22 protein-coding genes are annotated in these 21,570 nt (G+C 35.4%); 15 read left to right on the top strand and 7 right to left on the bottom strand.

What is annotated here, in order from left to right; genetic code table 11:
- Positions 1–22: 22 nt before the first annotated feature.
- Complete coding sequence (locus tag ABJ955_RS01995) at positions 23–418, bottom strand: hypothetical protein (RefSeq protein ID WP_347372929.1); 396 nt, start codon at positions 416–418, stop codon at positions 23–25.
- A 118-nt stretch (positions 419–536) separates the two neighbouring features.
- Here ABJ955_RS01995 and ABJ955_RS01990 point away from each other — a divergent pair, with 118 nt between their 5' ends.
- Positions 537–980: an Lrp/AsnC family transcriptional regulator gene (locus tag ABJ955_RS01990; protein WP_347372928.1), complete on the top strand. Its 444-nt coding sequence runs from the start codon at positions 537–539 to the stop codon at positions 978–980.
- A 25-nt stretch (positions 981–1,005) separates the two neighbouring features.
- Here the strand turns inward: ABJ955_RS01990 and ABJ955_RS01985 are convergent, their stop codons facing one another.
- On the bottom strand, positions 1,006–2,229 hold the full coding sequence (locus tag ABJ955_RS01985) for an MFS transporter (RefSeq protein ID WP_347372927.1): 1,224 nt from the start codon (positions 2,227–2,229) through the stop codon (positions 1,006–1,008).
- Between the two features lie 271 nt (positions 2,230–2,500).
- On the opposite strand from ABJ955_RS01985, the gene ABJ955_RS01980 reads away from it, so the two are divergent.
- Positions 2,501–3,106, top strand: a complete 606-nt coding sequence (locus ABJ955_RS01980; RefSeq protein ID WP_347372926.1) for a DUF1684 domain-containing protein — start codon at positions 2,501–2,503, stop codon at positions 3,104–3,106.
- On the opposite strand, the gene crcB is transcribed toward ABJ955_RS01980, so the two are convergent.
- Positions 3,103–3,474: a fluoride efflux transporter CrcB gene (gene crcB / locus ABJ955_RS01975; protein WP_347372925.1), complete on the bottom strand. Its 372-nt coding sequence runs from the start codon at positions 3,472–3,474 to the stop codon at positions 3,103–3,105. The genes ABJ955_RS01980 and crcB overlap by 4 nt on opposite strands.
- A 73-nt stretch (positions 3,475–3,547) precedes the next feature.
- A complete protein-coding gene (locus ABJ955_RS01970) occupies positions 3,548–4,603 on the bottom strand; it encodes an SRPBCC family protein (protein ID WP_347372924.1) in 1,056 nt (351 codons plus the stop codon).
- Between the two features lie 146 nt (positions 4,604–4,749).
- Here ABJ955_RS01970 and ABJ955_RS01965 point away from each other — a divergent pair, with 146 nt between their 5' ends.
- A complete protein-coding gene (locus ABJ955_RS01965; RefSeq protein ID WP_347372923.1) occupies positions 4,750–6,789 on the top strand; it encodes a dihydrofolate reductase in 2,040 nt (679 codons plus the stop codon).
- Between the two features lie 73 nt (positions 6,790–6,862).
- Here ABJ955_RS01965 and ABJ955_RS01960 read toward each other — a convergent pair whose 3' ends face one another.
- On the bottom strand, positions 6,863–7,672 hold the full coding sequence (locus ABJ955_RS01960; protein WP_347372922.1) for a hypothetical protein: 810 nt from the start codon (positions 7,670–7,672) through the stop codon (positions 6,863–6,865).
- A gap of 553 nt (positions 7,673–8,225) precedes the next feature.
- On the opposite strand from ABJ955_RS01960, the gene ABJ955_RS01955 reads away from it, so the two are divergent.
- Positions 8,226–8,612 (top strand): nucleoside triphosphate pyrophosphohydrolase family protein, encoded by a 387-nt coding sequence (locus tag ABJ955_RS01955; protein WP_347372921.1) that lies wholly within the window; start codon positions 8,226–8,228, stop codon positions 8,610–8,612.
- A gap of 77 nt (positions 8,613–8,689) precedes the next feature.
- Here the strand turns inward: ABJ955_RS01955 and ABJ955_RS01950 are convergent, their stop codons facing one another.
- The gene (locus ABJ955_RS01950) at positions 8,690–9,760 is read right to left on the bottom strand and encodes a branched-chain amino acid aminotransferase (RefSeq protein WP_347372920.1); all 1,071 of its coding nucleotides are present in this window, start codon (positions 9,758–9,760) and stop codon (positions 8,690–8,692) included.
- Between the two features lie 113 nt (positions 9,761–9,873).
- Here ABJ955_RS01950 and ABJ955_RS01945 point away from each other — a divergent pair, with 113 nt between their 5' ends.
- The 3 genes from ABJ955_RS01945 to ABJ955_RS01935 all read left to right on the top strand — a co-directional run bounded on the left by ABJ955_RS01945 (position 9,874) and on the right by ABJ955_RS01935 (position 12,041).
- Complete coding sequence (locus ABJ955_RS01945; protein ID WP_347372919.1) at positions 9,874–10,389, top strand: DUF4920 domain-containing protein; 516 nt, start codon at positions 9,874–9,876, stop codon at positions 10,387–10,389.
- Between the two features lie 6 nt (positions 10,390–10,395).
- Positions 10,396–11,064: a tRNA (5-methylaminomethyl-2-thiouridine)(34)-methyltransferase MnmD gene (mnmD, locus tag ABJ955_RS01940; RefSeq protein WP_347372918.1), complete on the top strand. Its 669-nt coding sequence runs from the start codon at positions 10,396–10,398 to the stop codon at positions 11,062–11,064.
- A gap of 68 nt (positions 11,065–11,132) precedes the next feature.
- Entirely contained in the window at positions 11,133–12,041 is a 909-nt protein-coding gene (locus tag ABJ955_RS01935; RefSeq protein ID WP_347372917.1) for a TIGR01777 family oxidoreductase, read from the top strand.
- Between the two features lie 55 nt (positions 12,042–12,096).
- Here the strand turns inward: ABJ955_RS01935 and ABJ955_RS01930 are convergent, their stop codons facing one another.
- Complete coding sequence (locus ABJ955_RS01930) at positions 12,097–12,750, bottom strand: YceI family protein (RefSeq protein WP_347372916.1); 654 nt, start codon at positions 12,748–12,750, stop codon at positions 12,097–12,099.
- Between the two features lie 139 nt (positions 12,751–12,889).
- On the opposite strand from ABJ955_RS01930, the gene ABJ955_RS01925 reads away from it, so the two are divergent.
- The 8 genes from ABJ955_RS01925 (at position 12,890) to ABJ955_RS01890 (ending at position 21,558) form a co-directional block, all read left to right on the top strand.
- On the top strand, positions 12,890–13,456 hold the full coding sequence (locus ABJ955_RS01925; RefSeq protein WP_347372915.1) for a nucleotide exchange factor GrpE: 567 nt from the start codon (positions 12,890–12,892) through the stop codon (positions 13,454–13,456).
- Between the two features lie 2 nt (positions 13,457–13,458).
- Entirely contained in the window at positions 13,459–14,577 is a 1,119-nt protein-coding gene (gene dnaJ, locus ABJ955_RS01920; protein WP_347372914.1) for a molecular chaperone DnaJ, read from the top strand.
- Positions 14,578–14,865: 288 nt separating this feature from the next.
- Positions 14,866–15,792: an ABC transporter ATP-binding protein gene (locus tag ABJ955_RS01915; protein ID WP_347372913.1), complete on the top strand. Its 927-nt coding sequence runs from the start codon at positions 14,866–14,868 to the stop codon at positions 15,790–15,792.
- A gap of 6 nt (positions 15,793–15,798) precedes the next feature.
- Positions 15,799–17,106, top strand: a complete 1,308-nt coding sequence (locus ABJ955_RS01910; RefSeq protein ID WP_347372912.1) for an ABC transporter permease — start codon at positions 15,799–15,801, stop codon at positions 17,104–17,106.
- A gap of 36 nt (positions 17,107–17,142) precedes the next feature.
- Positions 17,143–18,084, top strand: coding sequence for a hypothetical protein (locus ABJ955_RS01905; protein WP_347372911.1), 942 nt, complete (start codon positions 17,143–17,145; stop codon positions 18,082–18,084).
- A complete protein-coding gene (locus ABJ955_RS01900; RefSeq protein WP_347372910.1) occupies positions 18,084–19,247 on the top strand; it encodes a sigma-54 dependent transcriptional regulator in 1,164 nt (387 codons plus the stop codon). Before ABJ955_RS01905 ends, ABJ955_RS01900 begins: the two co-directional genes overlap by 1 nt.
- Positions 19,248–19,253: 6 nt before the next feature.
- Positions 19,254–20,132 (top strand): PPK2 family polyphosphate kinase, encoded by an 879-nt coding sequence (locus ABJ955_RS01895; RefSeq protein ID WP_347372909.1) that lies wholly within the window; start codon positions 19,254–19,256, stop codon positions 20,130–20,132.
- A 34-nt stretch (positions 20,133–20,166) separates the two neighbouring features.
- Positions 20,167–21,558, top strand: a complete 1,392-nt coding sequence (locus ABJ955_RS01890) for a M20/M25/M40 family metallo-hydrolase (RefSeq protein ID WP_347372908.1) — start codon at positions 20,167–20,169, stop codon at positions 21,556–21,558.
- The last annotated feature ends 12 nt before the right edge of the window (positions 21,559–21,570 follow it).

Genomic DNA, 21,570 nt, shown 5'->3' with positions numbered 1-21,570 from the left:
ACAATTAAAAATTCATTTTTAACTAGAGCGTCAATCTCCAAGTATGCTGTAGTTTTCTAAATTTTTTAAGTTCTTTTTGAAGTAAGGGTAAAAAATCTTTTCCGTTGCTATTCACTCTTTCCAGACGTTTACAATTTTTGTAAAGTAGGTTCGAAAGGCGCATAACAGAAGCTGCGTGTTTCTGTTTTTCTTCAGAAAAAGGCTGACTTTCAGCTTTTAGAATTTGTGGTCCTAAGGATACGGATTGTTGTACTATATCGCCTGTGTAATAAATATGTGGATCTTCCATTCCATTTCTTTGTAGATGGGCTAGATCATGGCTTAAATATCTAGAGATACTACTAGCCAGGGAAAATATTTCCAATGACTTTTTATAGATAGCAGATTGCGTATTATTTCCGAAAGAGTGGAGTGGCATTTTTCTTTTTTTATTTTACTCAAATTTAATCACAAGCCTTGGGATTGTGCTATTGATATTAAAGTTAATATGTATATTTGCTTTAATAATTGATTATTTTACGTCTTAAACTTTAATCATGGCTATAGATTCTTTAAATTGGAAAATATTAAAATGTCTTCAAAAAAACGCCCGTCAGCCCAACACAGAAATTGGTAGGCAAGTAGGAATTAGTTCACCAGCAGTTTCTGAGCGAATAAAAAAAATGGAAGATTCTGGGATTATTAATGGATATTTTACAGATGTTTCTCCTCTTGAAGCCGGTTATCAATTTAAAGCAATAATAACCCTTCGTGCATTTATGGGGAAATTAAAACCATTTTTAGAAATCGTAAAAACTTATGATGAAGTTATAAATTGCTATCGAATTACAGGAAATGAAAATATTGTGATGGAAGTTGTGCTAAAAAACCAAAAGCATTTGGAAATTTTTATCGATCAGCTTATTGTGTACGGTGAAACAAAAACACAAATAGTACTTTCCCGAGTAGTTAAAAATAGCGATATAAAGCCATTGATTTAATTTTGGTATTTATTAAAAAAAATAATTAAACATTTTCCGGTTTAGATTTTTTTAATAAAAGGTATAGCCATATTGTTAAACCACAGATTAGTAGCATAAACATAGCGAAGAGAATCCAAGTTTTAAAATACCCAAAACTATTAACCAAATTCATTCCCCCATTATGCCCAATTAAATGTGCAAAGCTAAAACTCATACTATAAAAAGCCATATAGCTTCCTTTTCTGCCTTTTGGAGCCATTTCTAAAGCAAGTGCGTTTGAAAAAGGAAAACCAATCATTTCTCCTAAAGTCATTAATAGCATTGCGATAACCAAAATGCCGCTCCAACTAGTAAAATTTAATACTAAAAAGCTTAAGCCTAAAAAGAAAATTCCCCAAAAAGTTGCCATTGTTTTTGATACTTTTTTTCTATCTAGCCAGCCTATCAGTGGCATTTCAAAAATAACAATCGTGGCCCCGTTTAAAAACATAAGCCAACCTATAACATCTTCTGATAAAAAGTGTGCTTTCTCATAATACACAGGCATAACCGAAAAATATTGAACAAAGGCTAAGCTGTTTGCCACCATTATAATAAAAAACATTATAAATAATTTGTTCATATAGGGAGGCAACCCTTCCTTAATTAGGGCAGTCTTTTCATCTCCTATATCTTTTTGTTTTTTTGGTTTTAAGAGTATAAAAACTCCAAGAGAGGCTACCATACATGAAAGACCGTCAATCCAAAATAGGGCTGTGTAATTTATATGAGCAATAATTAATCCCCCAATTAAAGGCCCAACAGAAAACCCTAAGTTAATTGCTAGCCTAATTAGTGTGATACTTCGTGTAGTATTGCCCGGACGACTGTATGTGTCTGCGGCTACAAATATTGCTGGTCTTCCAGCATCTGCCATTAACGTTAATATAAATATACCGATACAAAAACCATAAAAAGTATTTATATATTGAAGCAAAATAAACCCTACTCCCCCAAAAAATAAGCTTAAAAGTATAACCTTGTAAAATCCAATAGTATCTGTTAATCTTCCTCCAATATAGGTGCCTGCTAAAGAGCCGAGACCAAAGCAAGACATAATCCAGCCTACTTGTGGTAGGCTGAAGCCTTCTTCGTTTATAAGGTAGAGCGATAAAAATGGGATAACCATTGCCCCAGCTCTATTTATAAAGGTAACGAGAGACAACAACCATATTTCACGAGACAATCCGTGAAAGTTTGCTATATAATTAGTGTATATTTTTTTCATTGTAGGTTAGTGGTATAAAAGTAAAACGTCCCGGTTTTAGCCGGGACGTTTTTATATTGAAAAAATCTATTTCGTTATAGTCAATACATACATCGCCAGCATTCCCATTTTGAAATGACTTGAGTGGTTATATTGCTATATAATCTAAATTTCATTTTTTAAATAAACTGAATTCAAATGTAGTGAAAAAATTAATTGTTAGAATATTTTTTTAAAGGATAAGAAAAACGCATTTCTTCAAATTCTTTTCTATTTTTACTAAAAACGAATAATGAAGCAGTTATATCTATTTTTGTTACTATTTTATTACAGCGTGCTAATTGCACAGAATGATACTACAATAGTTGAAAGTAAAGCTGCACAATTAGAGTTGAACGAAGAATTTAGCAATCCTGAAACCACGATTTTAGAGCCAGCAGATTTTAAAAATTTTCATGGGTTAGAGTTTTATCCAATTAATAAAAAATTTATAGTCGAAGCTAAATTTGTACGTACACCAAATGAGAAGCCTTTTTTAATGCCAACTACCACAGACCGATTGCCTGAATACGTAAAATATGGGGAAGCACATTTTACAATTGAAGGCGCAAACTTTGTGTTAAACCTATTTAAAAGCACTCAGCCATATGATGAGCCTGGTTATGAAGATTATTTATTTCTTCCTTTTACTGATTTAACAAGTGGAGACGGTTCCTATGGCGGCGGAAGGTTTTTAGATCAGCGCATACCAAAAGGCGATACAATTTTAATTGACTTTAATAAGGCGTATAATCCATATTGTGCCTATAGTGCGCGGTATTCATGCCCGATTCCTCCGAGAGAAAATGATTTATTAATTAGAGTTGAAGCAGGGGTGAAGGACTTTGGGAAGCATTAAAAAAGCTTTACCAGCCACATTCCTAAAAAAACCATCGCAAAACCAACTACAAAACTAGCAAGCGTATAGAGGGCGAAAGTCATAAAATCTCCAGACCTAAGGAACAAATGATTTTCATAGGCAAAGGTTGAAAATGTGGTAAACCCACCACAAAATCCGGTAGCTAAAAATAAAACTGTATTTGCTGAAAATGTTTCGTTTTTTAGTGCTAGTCCAAGGATAATACCAATTAATAAACTTCCTAAGATGTTTGCAGCAAACGTTCCATAGGGAATTCCGCTTTCAAAGCTATTTAAGTATTTTGACAGGCCATACCGCAAGGTGCTTCCAAGGCCGCCACCAATAAAAACCAATGCTAATTGCTTCATTTATCTATATTGTTTTTGTGGAAAGTGGAAGAGAATATACTCTTGCTTGTTTAAAAAAATCGCGTAATGGTTTTTATAAGGCTTCTCCATGAGATTCTGGACTAGTAATAATAGGAATGTATACCTCTGTTAGCCATTTTGCTGGATTTGGATTTTCTTCAGGATCTGTAATATAAACTTCAAATAATTTTCCTTTCGGGTCTATTTGTAGTCCATTTTTCTCAATGTATAGCTTTCCTTTGGCATACGCTTCAGAAAGATGCTTGTAATTTCCTTTTAAAGAAGTTTTAACTGTAACAACAGGGTTCATAAACCCACAAACCACAGGGCTTCCTTGAGGTGTAATTACTTGTTCTTTTACAGGAATTCCTGTTGAAAAAATAACAGTTCCATTTTGAGTATCTATTTCATTGTATAATGTAAAAGGCTTTCCAGCTAAATTTAGATTATTTTTTGTAATAAATTGCATCACTTCATTCATCATTGGGCCCGTTTTTACATCGAGTTCATTTTCTTTTGCAACTGAAGTTGTGTACATATAATACCCGCCGCCATATTGGGTAACGCCATCTACATTGATGGAATACTGCCTCATGTCTTCCGCAACTTCTTCCGAAATTCCTTCAAGCCCGTTTTTATACATTTGGTGCATTGCTGCATCAAAATCAAACCCGCTAAGCGAATAGTATGCTTTGTCAATCATGGTATGCTCGCCCTTCAAGCGCCAGCTTACATTTGTGCCGCCAGCAACTTCTTCAAAAGTCCAAGATACTTTTGGATTACGTACTCCGGCAGGAGTATTCAGTGTTAAGTTTTGTTCTATTTCTTTATTCGGTATTACTTTCGTTGTCATCATAGCCCCACTCATCTCACCATCCCATGAATATGAAGCACCTTCACCAGAAGTTTTTTCGGCATAATTAAACACGATTGTAGAATCCTCTTTTTTCCAAGGCCCCCATGTTTCCCACGATCTATAGTCATTCACTTTACTGAAGATAACTTGAGGTGGCGCTTGGATTACCATGCTTTCTTGAATGTCGTAATTTCCGTCTTTGGTGCCAAAATAAATAGCACTTCCAATAATGATTGTTAGGATAAGAAAAAGTAAGTATTTTATAATTTTCATTTGGTTGAGGTGTTAATGGAGTTGCTAAGGTAATGAAAAAACATGGATGCTTTTGAAAATCAGCACTTCCTATCTTGTAAAGATTTACTGTCTTAAAATTGCGAATAATATTTTAGTACATTTGCTTAAATCTTAAATTTTCTAAAATGAAGAACACCTTTTTTATTGCAATGGCAATGAGTGGTCTACTCTTTTTTTCCTGTAAAGAAAACACGGAAGATAAAGAAGTAGCACAAGTGGAAATAGCTGAATCCACAGATTTTGATTATAATGTGGAGCAGTTTGGCGACATAAAAGTTTTGCGTTACCAAATACCGGGTTGGGACAAATTAACGCTGAAAGAGCAAAAATTAGTTTATTATCTTACTCAAGCTGGACTGGAGGGTAGAGATATAATGTGGGATCAAAACTACCGCCATAACCTTACTATTAGAAAAGCTTTAGAAAATATTCATACCAATTATAAAGGGGATAAAACTACCGAAGATTGGAATAACTTTGAAACCTATTTAAAAAGAATTTGGTTTAGTAATGGTATTCATCATCACTATTCAAACGATAAAATTAAGCCTGACTTTTCTTCAGCGTATTTAAAACAACTTTTAGTAGATACAAATACAAAACTAGAAGGCGAAGCTTTTGATGTAATTTTTAACGATAAAGATTCTAAAAAAGTAAACCAAGCCAAAGGCGTTGATAATGTTTTGGAAAGTGCAGTAAACTTTTATGGCCCTGACATTACCAATAAGGATGTGGAAAATTTCTATTCAAAAAAGAAATCACCAGATCCAAAAAAACCACTTTCATATGGTTTAAACTCTAAATTGGTTAAGGAAAATGGCGAATTAAAAGAATTGCTGTACAAATCTGGCGGTCTTTATGGGGCGGCAATAGACAAAATCGTAATGTGGCTTGAAAAAGCACAAGGAGTTGCTGAAAACCAAGCACAAGGAGACGCATTAGGACTTTTAATTAAATATTATAAAACAGGCGATTTACAAACTTGGGATGATTATAACGTAGCGTGGACTGCAGCAACCGAAGGGAATATAGACTATATAAATAGCTTTATTGAAGTGTATAACGATCCACTTGGATATAGAGGTTCTTATGAAACAATTGTTCAGATTAAAGATTTTGATATGTCTGAAAAAATGTCGGTTGTTTCTGAAAATGCACAATGGTTTGAAGATAACGCACCGTTAATGGATGCCCATAAGAAGAAAAACGTTGTGGGGGTAACCTATAAGGTGGTGAATGTTGCTGGCGAAGCTGGGGATGCTTCTCCAAGTACACCAATAGGAGTAAACTTACCTAATGCAAACTGGATTCGTGCAGCAGTAGGTAGTAAATCTGTTTCCCTTGGAAATATTATCGATTCCTATAACAATGCTGATTCAACAGGGAGGTTAAAGGAATTTGTACATGATGACACCGAATTTGAACTGGAAGAAAAATACGGTCAAGTTGCAGATAAACTTCATACAGCACTTCATGAAGTAATAGGTCATGCCTCAGGACAATTAAACCCTGGAGTTGGCGAAACCAAGGAAACCCTTAAAAATTACGCTTCTACCTTAGAAGAAGGTCGCGCAGATTTGGTTGGCCTTTATTATTTATACAATCCAAAACTACAAGAGCTTGGCTTGGTTGACGATTGGAAAAAAGTGGGAATGGCAGCGTATGATGGGTATATTCGTAATGGTTTAATGACGCAATTAATTCGTTTAAATTTAGGTGACGACGTTGAAGAAGCACATATGCGTAACCGCCAATGGGTTTCGGCTTGGGTTTTTGAAAAAGGAAAAGCAGACAATGTAATCGAAAAAATAACACGTGAAGGAAAAACGTATTATAACATTAATGATTACGAAAAATTACACGATTTATTTGGGCAATTGCTTCGCGAAACACAACGTATTAAAAGTGAAGGTGATTATACAGCAGTAGAGCATTTAGTTGAAACCTATGGCGTAAAAGTAGATCAAAAACTACATGCTGAAATTTTGGAACGCAATAAGCAATTTACTGCTGCTCCATACAGCGGTTTTGTAAACCCAGTGATTACACCAAAAATGGATGCCAATGGAGAGATTGAAAACTTCAGTATTAAGCAACCTAAAACATTTACAGAACAGATGTTGTTTTATTCAGAGAACTACAGCAATTTGCCTGTTGAAAATTAAAAATGTTATTGTTTAAATAAAAAAAGCTCTTCGAATTTCGAAGAGCTTTTTTTTATACAAAAAAACGAAATGATCAAATTTTAAGTTGAAATCGCAAGCAACTATCTTCAGTAATGCTCAATGATCCATCCCAGTTGTAACCTTGACAACTTGCAGTATAGGTATAAGTTCCAGGCGTAAGATCGCTAAAGTTTCCTCCGTAGCCATCAGGTGTACAGTCAGGGCTTCCAGCATAGTAATATCCAGTTATTGTACTAGAGCCGACGCTGTTGAGGTTTACCGTTATTGGTCCGCAACCAAAATCTTGGCTTGTCCAAAACTTAACGTCACCTTTACCGCTTCCGCCACCGCCGCCGCCGGTTCCGCCGCCGCCGCCACTTCCGCCGCCAGCATCTCCACAATCAACTCCATATCCGCCAACAATAACATCAATCGCTCCGTTTGCGTCAAGATTAGCCTCAAGTATAAACTCTACGCCGTTTATTGAAATTGTACAGGTATTTGGTGGAAGATCTCCTAGGTTGTGCGCATAAAGCGTAACATAATTAAAACCATTGTATCCAAAATCATAATCTACACTAATAGGATTTGATGGTCCATCAAGAGTTCTTTGATCGATAATTGTACGTCCATTTGCGATAATTGAAACAATATCGCCATCAATAGCACCGTGGTCCCATACCCGAATGTTTGTAATTCTACTGGAAATTTCAATACAGCCTAAGTAATTGTTTTCCCTTCCTAGATAAGATGAAGGTATGATAGAAGTGCTGTTTACTTGAACAACTTCGTCATCTGGTTCAGAATCTTCTTCCTCTTCACAACTTATCAATAAGAAGGAAAAGATAAAGATTAGTGGTAATAGAAATTTAATTTTTTTCATAAGTAATGCTGGTTTAGGTTAAATTTATTTAAACTAGAGCTCATTCAACTTTTTAAAAATCACTAGCACATTGCTTATTAAAAATTTTTCACTCTCTCCTCAAAGAGAAAAAATTCCCATAATTGTAACCCCATAAGCAATGCACTAAATGATCTTTTATAAGGTATTCAAAGTTTTGTTGTAGCAAAATTACTTTGGAGTATGAAAAAAAAAAATACCCTTATAAGGGTATTTTTTTGATAGGGTATAAAATTTGTAAAACTAGTTTGAGCGTAGTTAATAGTTGGATTTTTAAATTGAGATTTAATAAATTAATTTTCAATCTTTTAAATATGTTTTAATGGCTAATAAAAATGCGATAAAAACAATAAAGCCAACCAGAATCCATAGGCTTCCTTTGTATTGTTTTTTATGTAGTTTTTTGTCGCCACGATAACTGTATATCATTACAAAAATAAAGGCAATAAAAAATAAGAGTGCAAATAATAACTGACCAGTAGTGAACATAAATGTGTAGTTTTACAAGGCAAATTTACAACCTTAAAACTATATTATGAAGAATAAAATCTCTGCAGTTTCCGAATTTCATAAAGCTTTTGGCCTTGGAATGAAAGAAAGTCCTACCGCTAATCTTACTGTAAAGAAAAACCTATTGCGTTATGAATTGATGCGGGAGGAAAATGAAGAATATCTGGAGGCAGCAAATAATAACGATTTGGTTGAGGTTGCTGATGCGTTGGGAGATATGTTGTATATTTTATGTGGTACAATTATCGAACACGGCATGCAACACAAAATTGAAGAAGTTTTTAATGAAATACAACGAAGTAATATGAGTAAACTAGGCGCAGATGGAAACCCTATTTATCGTGAAGATGGAAAAGTTTTAAAAGGACCAAATTACTTTAAACCCAATATTCAGGCTATTCTAGAAAAATAAATACGACAAAAAAATCCAAGTGCGATTCTAACTAGTTAGAATCGCACTTGGATTTATATATTAAGGGTGTGAGTGGGTTAAACCACTTCAAGTCTCCAGCCAAAAGGATCTTCACTAAGATTATGCTGAATCTCCATTAACTCTTTTTTGAAACGTGTGGCAAAACCGTCTTCTTGTTTGTTAAGTTCGTATGTGTCTTCTTTATAGCTAAAAGCGCTTACAGGACTTATAACAGCTGCTGTGCCAGCGCCAAAAATTTCTTTTAAAGTACCATTTTTCGCTGCTTCAATTATTTCAGAAACTAAAACGGGTCTTTCTTCAACCGTAATATTGTCTTTTTTTGCAAGTGCAATTACACTTTTTCGAGTAACACCGTCCAAAATCCTGTCACTAATTGGTGCAGTTAGCAAACTGTTATTTACTCTAAAAAAAACATTCATTGTTCCAGCTTCTTCAAGATATTCATGATTGCTAGCATCTGTCCAAATTACTTGCTGAAATCCTTTTTCACGTGCTAAATTTGTTGGGAAAAATTGCGCCCCATAATTTCCAGCAGCCTTTGCAGCACCAACGCCTCCATTTGCGGAACGGCTATAATGATCTGCAATAACCACTTTTACATCGCCTGTATAATACGCTTGTGCTGGCGACATTAAAATCATAAATTTATATTCGGTAGAAGGAGATGCGCCAACGCCCACTTGGGTTGCCATTACAAATGGTCGAATGTAAAGTGAATTTCCTAGCCCAGGTTTAACCCACTCTTTGTCCAATTTTACAAGCGTAGTTAATGCTTCAAGGAATATTTCTTTGGGAAATTCTGGAATAGCCATTCTAACAGATGACTTGTTTATGCGTTTAAAATTTTCCTCTGGTCTAAACAACCACACCTTTCCATGATCATCTTTATAGGCTTTCATACCCTCAAAAACGGCTTGGCCATAATGAAAAACTTTTGCTGCAGGTGAAATAGTAAGTGGCCCATAAGGTTTAATGGTTGGCTTTTGCCAACCCCCATCTTTATAATCACATTCAAACATATGATCACTAAAGGTACTGCCAAATGTTAAATTATTAAAATCAACCTCTGTAACTCTGGAAGTTTTAACTTTTTGTATATCTAGTTTTTGTGCTGTTGAAGAATTCATTAAAAGAAATGTTTATTTGGTAAAAATAGGTAAAATTTAGACCATATAAAATTCAAAAAATCATTAAAATTGCAATAGCATACTAATCAATATTTTAATTAAACCTTATAATAATGAAAAAAAGCCTACTTATTTTCAGTTTTGCACTACTCGCTTTAAGTTGTAAAAACGAAAAATCAACCGAAGCACCAATCACAGAAGCAGAAGCAATAACGTTAACCTATCAATCTTTTGGAGATGAAATTTCTGATGAAGATGTTATTTCATACACTGAAATGATGGAAAAATATAAAGAAATGAAACCCGGAGATACTTTAACTGTAAAATTTACTGCCCTTGTAAAAGAAGTATGTCAGAAAAAAGGATGTTGGATGAACCTAGATATGGGAGAAGAAGAAGCTATGGTTCGCTTTAAAGATTATGCTTTCTTTATGCCTAAAGATATCGCTGGCAAAGAAATTATTGTAAATGGAAAAGCTTATACTGAAGAAATGAATGTTGAAGACCAACGTCATTATGCAGAAGATGGTGGTGCTACTCCAGAAGAAATTGCAGCAATTACGGAACCAAAGCGCACCCTTGCTTTTGAAGCTGATGGGGTGCTTATTCCTGAAGTAGAAAAACAATAATTTTTTTTGAAACGTACGTTACTAAAAACTGGAGACGGTTCGTATACACTACATATTGCTGAATGGGACGAACAGTACCATTCTAAGCATGGCGCAATAGCAGAAGCCCTTCACGTATTTATTAAAGAAGGGCTTTATTATTGGACTGCTAAAAATGATACCCAGAAGCTTTCGATACTTGAAATTGGTTTTGGAACAGGATTAAACGCATTTCTAAGTTTGTTAGAAGCTGAAAAAAATCCTTTTCAAATTGATTATACAGGTATCGAAGCCTATCCTTTGGAAATTGATGAAATAAATAAACTAAACTATACGTCGCTTTTAAATACTGCGGAAGAAAATTTTAGAGCACTTCACCAGTGTTCTTGGGAAGAAAAAACAACTATCGCTAAAAATTTTAACCTTACAAAGCACAAACGTTTTTTTTCTGAAATTACCGCAAACAATGACTTTAATATTATTTATTTTGACGCATTTGGTATCCGTGTGCAACCTGAACTTTGGACAGAAGTAATTTTTGCGAGTATGTACAAAGCGTTAAAACCAAATGGAATATTGGTAACGTACGCCGCAAATGGGAATGCTAGACGAGCCATGCAAGCAGTTGGTTTTACAGTGGAACGGCTTCCAGGGCCCCCTGGAAAAAAAGAAATGTTGCGCGCTACAAAAGTTTAGCATTTTTAATTCCCAATCTTCCGTTAACACCCTTTGTTTTTAGTCTTTGAATTTTTAAATTTAGAAGTATGATTAAGAAAGTGTTGATTACAGGAGCCACAGGGCTTGTAGGAAAAGAACTGGTAAAACAATGCCATGAAGATAATATTGCCGTAAATTATTTTACAACGCGCAAAGAAAAGATTGAAAATTCTAAAAATTACAACGGCTTTTATTGGAACCCTCAAAAAGGAGAACTGGATGAAAAAGCTTTTGAGGGTGTTACTGCAATAATCAATTTAGCGGGTGCTACAGTTTCTAAGCGATGGACAAAAAAATATAAAAAAATCATTCTTGACAGTAGGTTGGATGGCCTGCACCTTTTGTACGAGACCCTTAACCAGATAGAGCATAATATTGTACATTTTATTACTGCCAGTGGTGTAAGTATTTATCCAAATTCAAAAACAAAACTTTATACAGAAGAAAATAAAGAGGTCGATGACACCTTCTTGGCAAAGGTTGTAGTAGCTTGGGAAGCTGCAGCTGTAAAGTTTAAAAGTTTAGGAATGGAAGTAAGTAAAGTGCGTACGGGAGTTGTATTGGCTAAAAATGATGGGGCGTTGCCCCAGATGGTAAAGCCCATAAAAATGGGGGTTGGAGCTCCGCTAGGTAGTGGAGAGCAGTGGCAATCTTGGATTCATGTTAAAGATATGGCAGGTATTTATCTTTTTCTGCTTAAAAATCAATTGGAAGGAATATACAATGCTGTTGCACCAAACCCAGTGCAAAACAAAAAAATGATCAAAATGATTGCTTTAAAACTGGATAATCCGCTTTGGTTACCAAATATACCAGCAGTTGTAATAAAACTTGCCCTTGGCGAAATGGCTATATTAGCACTAGAAGGGCAATTGGTAAGCTCTCATAAAATTGAAGAGCTTGGCTATCATTTTAAGTTTTATAATTTGGAAAACGCCTTGCAGGATTTATTATAATTAAAAAAAGAGAGGCTATTTTGCCTCTCTTTTTAATAAAATTTAGTTTTCTTAATTACGCTTTAGTAGCAACCAAAGAAACTGTAATTTTAATCGCATCATTGATGAATTTATCACCTAAATTATCAAAGACAGATTTTGAACCATAATTAACATCCCATTTTGTTCTGTCAATTTCAAAAGTTTCACTCTTTAACATCATTTTGTCACCGTCCATAGTCACAGTAGCAGGAAATTCAATTGCGTTCGTTTTGTCTTTTATAGTTAGGTTTCCTTTAACTACATTATTTTCAACACCAGTCATTTCAAACGTTGCAGTTGGAAATTCTTTCACATTGAAAAAATGACCTTCTTTTCCTTCAACAGTACCTTTAAGATGTGCTTCTAGATTTGCTTTTTGTTCACCTTCTAAATCTTGGTCGTTGATAGAATTCATATCAATCACAAAATTTCCAGCTTCAACAGCTCCGTTGTTTAAATGGATTGTTCCAGAAGTAAGGCTTATTGTTCCGTTATGTGTGCCAACGGGTTTTGCACCTTCCCAAGTAATTTGTGAAGCTGCCGCATCTACTGTGTACGCTACAGCAGTTTCAGTTGCTTCGGCAACTTCTTCAGTTGCTATTTCTGCTTCCTTTTCAGTGTTTTTGCATGAAAATGCAGCTACTGTAAGAAAAGCCATCATTGTAATTTTTAAAAAATTTGATTTCATCTGTTAATGGTTTATTATTTTGAACTGCAAAAATAATAGTATCACTATTCAATTTATCATAAAGTAATACTAAATTAAATGCTGTGACATTTTGGCAATTTTCAACAAATGGCAGTACTTTTGCTCCCTTCTGAAAAAAATGAAAAGAAACGCTACTATGAGCAAAAATGATAAATTCAAGGAAACCGAGCTTGAAGAAAACGGTTTCACGGAAGGTGAAGTTACAGCACAAGAACCAGCTGAAGAAAACGAAACGGATGCATTGGCAAACTTACAAGACGAATTTGAACGCGAAAAAGATCGCTATTTACGTCTTTTTGCAGAATTTGAAAATTATAAAAAACGCACCTCTCGAGAACGTATTGAAATGTTCAAAACAGCAGGTGGTGAAGTAATTACTGCAATGTTGCCAATTCTAGATGATTTTGACCGTGCTTTAAAAGAAATAGAGAAAAGCGATGATGACGATTTGTTTAAAGGTGTAAAACTCATTAATAGTAAATTGACTGAAACCCTTAGAACAAAAGGGCTTCAATTAATGGAAGTAAAAACAGGAGATACCTTTGATGCAGATTCGCATGAAGCCATTACTCAAATTCCAGCTCCTGAGGAAAAATTAAAAGGAAAAATCATAGATGTGATAGCAAAAGGATACACCTTGGGCGATAAAATAATCCGCTATCCAAAAGTGGTTATAGGACAATAATTATGAAGGAAGATTTTTACGAAATTTTAGGAATATCAAAAAGTGCAACTGCTGCCGAAATAAAAAAGGCATATCGCAAAAAAGCACTTCAATACCACCCAGATAAAAATCCGGGTGATAGCGAAGCTGAAGCGATGTTTAAAAAATCTGCAGAAGCTTACGAGATACTTAGCGACCCTAATAAACGTTCTCGTTACGACCAGTATGGTCACCGTGCCTTTGAAGGTGGCGGCTTTGGTGGCGGTGGCGGTGGAATGAATATGGAAGACATATTCAGTCAGTTTGGCGATATTTTTGGTGGTTTCGGCGGCGGCGGCGGCTTCGGAGGCGGTGGTTTTGGCGGGGGGCGTAGAACCGTAAAAGGAAGTAATTTACGCATTCGTGTACAACTTACTTTGGAAGAAATTGCCAATGGAGTTGAAAAAAAAATAAAAGTAAAACGCAAAAAACTAGCTCAAGGTACAACGTACAAAACATGCGCAACATGTAACGGACAGGGGCAAGTTACCAGAATCCAAAATACTATTTTGGGGCGTATGCAAACTTCAGCAACTTGTAGTACGTGTGGTGGTTTGGGACAAATGGTAGCTTCTAAACCTGCAAATGCTGATGCTGAAGGAATGTTGGTAACCGAAGAAACGGTTTCAATTAAAATTCCAGCAGGTGTTGTAGATGGAATGCAACTTAAGGTCTCTGGAAAAGGAAACGATGCTCCTGGTAACGGAATTGCGGGCGATCTTTTAGTTGCAATTGAAGAGAAGCCTCATGACAGTTTGCAGCGTGAAGGGGATAATTTACATTATGATTTATACATTAGTTTTTCTGAAGCAGCTTTAGGAACTTCAAAGGAAATAGAGACAGTTACAGGAAAAGTGCGTATTAAAATAGACTCAGGTGCCCAGAGTGGGAAGATTTTAAGACTTCGAAACAAAGGTATTCCGAGTATTAATGGGTATGGAACAGGAGATTTATTAGTGCATGTAAATGTTTGGACTCCAAAATCACTTTCGAAGGAGCAAAAAGATTTTTTCGAAAAAATGAGTTCCGATGAACATTTTCAGCCGAAGCCTGAAAAAGAAGACAAATCTTTTTTTGAAAAAGTAAAAGATATGTTCTCTTAAATAAACGTTAAATAAATATTTTTATATATATTTGGATTGTCGCTTCGTTTTAGAAGCGGCAATTTTTCTTTTTCATAGCAATTTTTTTTCCCACCCAAGAATTTAATTTTTGGGTGGGTTTTGTTTTAATACAACAATACTTTAATGAAATAACTGTGTTGTATAGTAGTTACTAGTGTATTCCACTTTTAGCAATTTTAATTTTTGTTTAAAAAAATCATAAAACTTCCCCCCTTGAGGGTTAGGAGCCTATCAAATCAATATATTTACATTCTTCAAACAAAATTTATGGAAAAACTTTTAGTGGTCAATAATGTTTCCAAGTCCTACGGAGATTATAAAGCATTAAACAATGCATCTATCGAGGTTGAAAAAGGAAGCATATTTGGTCTTTTGGGGCCTAATGGTGCTGGAAAAACAACTCTAATTAGAATCGTTAACCAAATAACAATGCCAGATACGGGTTCTGTTATTTTAGATGGCGAGCCATTACAGCCTCATCATATTCAGTATATAGGTTATCTTCCAGAAGAAAGAGGCTTATACAAATCTATGAAAGTAGGAGAACAGGCCCTTTATTTAGCACAATTAAAAGGACTTTCTAAGCAAGAAGCTAAAAAACGATTGAAATATTGGTTTGAACGATTGGAAATTGGAGATTGGTGGGACAAAAAAATACAAGAACTCTCAAAAGGGATGGCGCAGAAAATTCAATTTGTTGTTACCGTGCTTCACAAGCCAAAACTTTTAATTTTTGATGAACCTTTTAGTGGTTTTGACCCCATAAATGCCAACCTTATAAAAGACGAAATATTAAAGCTTCGGGATGATGGAGCAACGGTTATTTTTTCGACACATCGAATGGAATCTGTGGAAGAAATGTGTGATCATATTGCGCTCATTCATAAATCCAACAAAATTTTAGACGGTAAACTGATAGATATTAAACGGCAATACAAAAGCAATACTTTTGAAATTGGACTGATTGCTCCAAACCACGCGGCAACTTCAGCTGAATTAAAGGCTAAGTTTGAAGTATATCCAGCAACCTTCAAAAGCATTAACGAAGCGCTTCAATATAAAGTGAAACTACCGGATTCAGTAGCTATAAACGATTTTGTAAGCTATTTGACCACCCAAGGACAGTTAACACATTTTGTAGAAGTAATTCCTTCTGCAAGTGATATTTTTATTGAAACCATCCAAAAAAATTAAATCCTGATGAACCATCTTACTCTTATAATTAAAAGAGAATATCTAACTAAAGTCCGCAATAAGTCGTTCATAGTTATGACTTTCTTAAGCCCGTTTATTTTTGTAGGAATTTTCGCCTTAGTTGCTTATTTATCTAATTTAAATAGCGATACTATTCGGAATATTTCTGTGCTTGATGAAAGTGGTCTATTTACTGATGAATTCAATAATACCCCGCATACACAGTATAATTTTCTTACCGGAATCGATTTAAAAGAAGCAAAATATATAGCAGAAACAGAAAAAGTTTACGGCTTGCTTTACATACCCAAAGTTGAAAATCTGGATGCGCTTTCAAAAGCCATCACCTTCTATTCTGAAGATGCTCCCGCAATGTCATTGATGAGCGAAATAAATAAGATGCTTGAAAGCAAAGTGAATACAGTAAAATTAAAAGCAGCAGGGATTGATTCTGAGGCTATTAAAAATCTTCGTATAAGCATTAGCGCCAATCAAGAAACATTTAAGGGCAAAGAAACCTCAAAACTTGGCTCGGGTATAAAAGTAGTGTTTGGTGGTGCAGCTGGTTATTTGCTGTTTATGTTTATCATAATTTATGGAAACATGATTATGCGAAGTGTAATTGAAGAAAAAACAAGTAGAGTAATCGAGGTGATTATTTCTTCAGTAAAACCACGTTTATTGCTTTTAGGAAAAATATTTGGAACCACTTTGGCTGGAATTACTCAATTTATGGTATGGGTCGTTTTAATTTTGGTGCTTACCACTGTTGTAACCTCTATTTTTGGAATAGATCCAGCAACGGCAACCCCTTCACAACAAATGCTAGACACTAGTGTTAATGGAGGTACACAACAAATGATGCAAAGTGTATTGCTAGAAATAAATAATTTACCGCTTACCAATTTAATTGTGATGTTTATCCTTTTCTTCGTTGGGGGCTATTTACTTTATGCTTCACTTTACGCTTCAATTGGTGCTGCAGTGGATAGTGAAACCGACACCCAACAATTTATGATGCCAATTTTAATGCCGCTCATCCTAGCAGTTTATGTAGGTGTATTTACAGTCATAGACAATCCACATGGAACTGTTTCGCAAGTTTTTTCGTACATTCCTTTTACATCACCAGTGGTCATGTTAATGCGGATTCCATTTGGCGTTCCACTTTGGCAACAGCTAGTTTCAGTTGCAATATTGTTTGGTAGCTTTATTGGAATGGTGTGGTTTGCTGCAAAAATTTACCGCGTAGGAATTTTAATGTACGGGAAAAAACCAACTTATAAAGAAATATTTAAATGGCTTAAATATTAAAAACACAAGGAAGCCGTAAATTAGATAAGTAAATTTATGAATGAAAAAGAAATGATGCCGATGAGAAACCATTTACTAACGCTAGTTCTTGTATTTTTTTCACTAGGAATTACAGCCCAAACCACAGATTTGGCTCGAATAGAATATTTATACCTTCCGTTTTCAAAGTCGGATAACGCTATAAATAGGTATCGCGCCTTGGTACAAGCTCCAATTCCTTTAGATCAGGAAAAAGATAATATGTTTGTTGTTACGCTTGAATATCGGTATGTCGCTATTAATATAAAAGACGCCGAAGATACTTTTGCTTTCGGAAATAATGTAGTGACCTCTGCACAGCAAATGGATGGGTATGTAGGATACATCTGGAAACAAAATGAAAACTGGCGCTTTGGCGTTAGAGCAGGAGTTAAAATTCAAAGTGATTTTGAAGGAAACTTACTTAGCGATGATTTTATTTATGATTTTGGAGTATATGCTATAAAAGATAAAAAGAAAAATGTGGAAGAAGGAAAAAAGCCGTATCGATTTATTATAGGGCTTTCGTATTCTACTACTCCTGGTAGGTGGTTTCCATTACCGCTTATTAATTATTATAAAGAATTTAAACCCAATTGGACGTATACCATTGGGGTTCCAAAGACGAATATTCGGTATTACTTAAACGATACTCATAAAGACGCAATACAAGCTTTTGCTACCATCGATAACATCTATTCTAACATACAGCAAAATTTTATACCGCAAACTATAACACAAAATCCAGATAGTAAAATGGCGGAAAGTATTCAGGAAACAATTGTGCTTTTGGGATTAGGTTATGAGCATTACTTCACTGAAAATTTACTTTTTTACGGCTACGCTGCGCATGCTGTTTACAATGATTTTAGGTTGGAAACAGGTGAAGGCGATAAAATTTATAAAATCAATACTGAAAATTCGCCTTATTTTAGGGCTGGAATTAAATTCAAATATTAATGGCAAGAATACTTATAATAGAAGACGAAGCGGCAATACGAAGAGTTTTAGTGAAAATTCTTTCCGAAGAAAACCAAGGTTATGAAGTTTTTGAAGCTGAAGACGGGCTTGTAGGAATGGAAATAATTAAAAAAGAAGACTTCGACTTAGTGCTTTGTGATATTAAAATGCCAAAAATGGACGGGGTTGAGGTTTTAGAAGCCGTAAAAAAAATAAAACCAGAAATACCAATGGTTATGATTTCTGGGCACGGGGATCTTGATACCGCTGTAAATACAATGCGTTTGGGTGCTTTTGATTATATTTCTAAGCCACCAGATTTAAATCGGTTACTGAATACCGTTCGCATTGCTTTAGATAGAAAAGAACTGGTTGTTGAAAATACACGTCTCAAGAAAAAAGTTTCTAAAAACTACGAAATGATCGGTGAGTCTCCTGAAATTGAACAAATAAAGGAGATGATTGAAAAAGTGGCGCCTACCGAAGCACGTGTTTTAATTACGGGGCCCAATGGAACAGGAAAAGAATTGGTTGCACACTGGCTTCATCAAAAAAGCGAACGTAGCGGTGGACCAATGATAGAAGTAAATTGTGCCGCTATTCCGAGTGAGTTGATTGAGAGTGAATTGTTCGGTCATGTAAAAGGTGCTTTTACTTCTGCAAATAAAGACCGCGCAGGTAAGTTTGAAGCAGCCAATGGCGGTACTATTTTTTTAGATGAAGTTGGCGACATGAGTCTTTCCGCGCAAGCGAAAGTACTTCGTGCCTTGCAAGAAAACAAAGTGCAAAGAGTAGGTAGCGATCGGGATATTAAAGTTGATGTACGCATAATTACCGCTACCAATAAAGATTTAAAAAAGGAAATTGAGGAAGGGCGTTTTCGTGAAGATTTATACCATAGACTGGCGGTTATTCTTATAAAAGTACCTTCTTTAAACGATAGGCGAAAAGATATTCCATTATTAGTGGAGTATTTCACCGGAAAAATAGCAAACGATCACGGAACTTCCCAAAAGAAATTTTCCGTAAAAGCGATAAAACTTTTACAAGAATATGACTGGACTGGAAATATTAGAGAGCTTCGCAATGTAGTGGAACGCTTAATAATTCTTGGTGGAAGTGAAATTAGTGAAGAGGACGTAAAACTCTTTGCTAGCAAATAAACGCCTATGAAATCAGTACACATAAAAGATTTTAAAGTTTCTGAAAAAATAAACATCAGTACCACAAAAACTACTTGGAATCTTGAAGCTTCTAAAGCCGAGTTAAAAGATAAATTGAAAAATACCAGAAAGGAACTTGGAAAACTTCAAGACACCTTATATGCGCACGGAAAATATGCTGTACTCGTTTGTCTTCAAGGAATTGATACTGCGGGGAAAGACAGTTTAATTCGTGAAGTGTTTAAAGATTTTAATGCACGAGGCGTGGTGGTACACAGCTTTAAAACACCAACTTCACTTGAAAAACGTCACGATTACTTATGGCGTCATTATATAGCGCTTCCGGAACGTGGAAAATTTGGAGTTTTTAATAGAACGCACTATGAAAATGTTTTGGTAACACGTGTGCACCCAAATTATATTTTGGGTGAAAATCTGCCAGATGTAACAAATTTGGATGCAATTAATGACGAATTTTGGGACAAACGCTTTCAGCAAATCAATGATTTTGAAAAAACGATTCACGAAAATGGAACTATTATTTTTAAATTCTTTTTAAACCTTTCCAAAGACGAACAAAAGCATCGCCAACTCCGTAGACTAGATAAACCTGAAAAGAACTGGAAATTTTCTCCAGGCGATTTAGATGAACGCGAACTTTGGGATGAATACCAAAAATGTTACGAAGAGGCTATCAATCGCACTTCAAAAGCCAATGCACCTTGGTATGTAATACCCGCAGATGATAAAAATACAGCGCGTGTTCTTGTGGCTGAGATTATGCTTCAGGAACTCAAAAAGTATAAAGACATTAAAGAACCCGAACTGGATGATGCTATAAAAGCCAAAATTTCAGAGTATAGACAACGTCTTATGAATGATTAATTTTAGCTATTTTCCCATATTTAAAATTTCAATAATGAAACTCTTTTCAACCCCAACAGTACTATTTCTTTTACTTTTTTCAACAATAAGTACATCACAGAATGCCGTTAAGGATTCTATTATGCTTAAAAAAATATATACCGCAGCTCTTACCGAAGGCAAAAGCTATGAATGGTTAGACTACCTTTCTAATGAAATTGGCAGCCGACTTTCGGGCTCTATAGAAGCTGAAACTGCAGTAAAATACACGGAAGCCCAACTAAATGAACTTGGGCTCGATAAGGTTTGGTTGCAACCCGTAATGGTACCTAGATGGACTCGTGGCTTTAAAGAATACGCATACATTGAAACCCTAACAGGCGAGAAGACTATTACCGAAATTTGTGCACTCGGAGGTTCAGTGCCTACTCCAAATCTTGGCTTAAAAGCGGAAGTAGTAGAGGTACATGGTATCGAAGAACTTGCTTCGCTTGGAGAAGAAAAACTCGCTGGAAAAATTGTTTTTTTCAATAGACCGATGGATGCAAGTTTGATTAATACGTTTGAAGCGTATGGCGGCTGCGTAGATCAGCGTTATTCTGGTGCTGCAGAAGCAGGAAAATACGGCGCAGTTGGTGTAATTGTTCGTTCAATGAATTTGCGCTTAGACGATTTACCGCATGCCGGCGCTATGAGTTATGGCGATACACCAGTAAATATGCGTATTCCCGCTGCAGCAATTAGTACCAATGGTGCCGAATATTTAAGTAGCCTTTTAAAGTTACAACCTAATCTTATGTTTTACTTCAAGCAAAATTGTAAAACCTATGATGATGTACTCTCACACAATGTAATTGGCGAAATAACTGGTAGCACCAATCCTAATGAGTTTATGATTGTTGGCGGTCATTTGGACAGCTGGGATCTTGCAGATGGTTCACATGATGATGGCGCGGGCTGTGTGCAGAGTATGGAAGTGTTGCGTTTGTTTAAAAAAATTGGCTATAAACCAAAACATTCCATTCGCGTGGTTTTATTTATGAATGAAGAAAACGGTTTGCGTGGTGGTAAAAAATATGCGGAAGAAGTAAAACGCACCGGTGAAAAACATCTTTTTGCATTAGAAAGTGATGCTGGCGGATTTACACCTCGCGGCTTTTCTTTTCAAACAAATGAGGCTAATTTTAAAAAAGTACAATCGTGGCAAGCTTTGTTTAAACCTTATTTAATACACTATTTTGAAAAAGGACACGGGGGCGCAGATATTGGTCCGTTGGAAGGAAATATAGATGTGCTCGCTGGTTTACGTCCAGATTCTCAAAGATATTTTGACCATCACCATGCTGCTAACGATATTTTTGAACATGTAAACAAACGCGAACTTGAGCTTGGAGCAGCTTCTATGGCTAGCTTGGTTTATCTTTTTGATATGTACGGTACTAAATAAGTTAGGGTAGAA

This window comes from Aequorivita sp. Q41, from assembly GCF_039831855.1.
Lineage (GTDB): Bacteria > Bacteroidota > Bacteroidia > Flavobacteriales > Flavobacteriaceae > Aequorivita.
This window is presented reverse-complemented; position numbering and strand designations above follow the sequence as displayed.

Coding starts and splice junctions, on each gene's coding strand:
- ABJ955_RS01905 (WP_347372911.1), top strand. CDS start 17,143: ATGAATGAAAAAGAAATGATGCCGATGAGAAACCATTTACTAACGCTA.
- ABJ955_RS01990 (WP_347372928.1), top strand. CDS start 537: ATGGCTATAGATTCTTTAAATTGGAAAATATTAAAATGTCTTCAAAAA.
- ABJ955_RS01970 (WP_347372924.1), bottom strand. CDS start 4,603: ATGAAAATTATAAAATACTTACTTTTTCTTATCCTAACAATCATTATT.
- ABJ955_RS01900 (WP_347372910.1), top strand. CDS start 18,084: ATGGCAAGAATACTTATAATAGAAGACGAAGCGGCAATACGAAGAGTT.
- ABJ955_RS01955 (WP_347372921.1), top strand. CDS start 8,226: ATGAAGAATAAAATCTCTGCAGTTTCCGAATTTCATAAAGCTTTTGGC.
- crcB (WP_347372925.1), bottom strand. CDS start 3,474: ATGAAGCAATTAGCATTGGTTTTTATTGGTGGCGGCCTTGGAAGCACC.
- ABJ955_RS01925 (WP_347372915.1), top strand. CDS start 12,890: ATGAAAAGAAACGCTACTATGAGCAAAAATGATAAATTCAAGGAAACC.
- ABJ955_RS01895 (WP_347372909.1), top strand. CDS start 19,254: ATGAAATCAGTACACATAAAAGATTTTAAAGTTTCTGAAAAAATAAAC.
- ABJ955_RS01980 (WP_347372926.1), top strand. CDS start 2,501: ATGAAGCAGTTATATCTATTTTTGTTACTATTTTATTACAGCGTGCTA.
- ABJ955_RS01915 (WP_347372913.1), top strand. CDS start 14,866: ATGGAAAAACTTTTAGTGGTCAATAATGTTTCCAAGTCCTACGGAGAT.
- ABJ955_RS01930 (WP_347372916.1), bottom strand. CDS start 12,750: ATGAAATCAAATTTTTTAAAAATTACAATGATGGCTTTTCTTACAGTA.
- ABJ955_RS01910 (WP_347372912.1), top strand. CDS start 15,799: ATGAACCATCTTACTCTTATAATTAAAAGAGAATATCTAACTAAAGTC.
- ABJ955_RS01890 (WP_347372908.1), top strand. CDS start 20,167: ATGAAACTCTTTTCAACCCCAACAGTACTATTTCTTTTACTTTTTTCA.
- ABJ955_RS01985 (WP_347372927.1), bottom strand. CDS start 2,229: ATGAAAAAAATATACACTAATTATATAGCAAACTTTCACGGATTGTCT.
- ABJ955_RS01935 (WP_347372917.1), top strand. CDS start 11,133: ATGATTAAGAAAGTGTTGATTACAGGAGCCACAGGGCTTGTAGGAAAA.
- ABJ955_RS01995 (WP_347372929.1), bottom strand. CDS start 418: ATGCCACTCCACTCTTTCGGAAATAATACGCAATCTGCTATCTATAAA.
- ABJ955_RS01945 (WP_347372919.1), top strand. CDS start 9,874: ATGAAAAAAAGCCTACTTATTTTCAGTTTTGCACTACTCGCTTTAAGT.
- dnaJ (WP_347372914.1), top strand. CDS start 13,459: ATGAAGGAAGATTTTTACGAAATTTTAGGAATATCAAAAAGTGCAACT.
- ABJ955_RS01950 (WP_347372920.1), bottom strand. CDS start 9,760: ATGAATTCTTCAACAGCACAAAAACTAGATATACAAAAAGTTAAAACT.
- ABJ955_RS01965 (WP_347372923.1), top strand. CDS start 4,750: ATGAAGAACACCTTTTTTATTGCAATGGCAATGAGTGGTCTACTCTTT.
- ABJ955_RS01960 (WP_347372922.1), bottom strand. CDS start 7,672: ATGAAAAAAATTAAATTTCTATTACCACTAATCTTTATCTTTTCCTTC.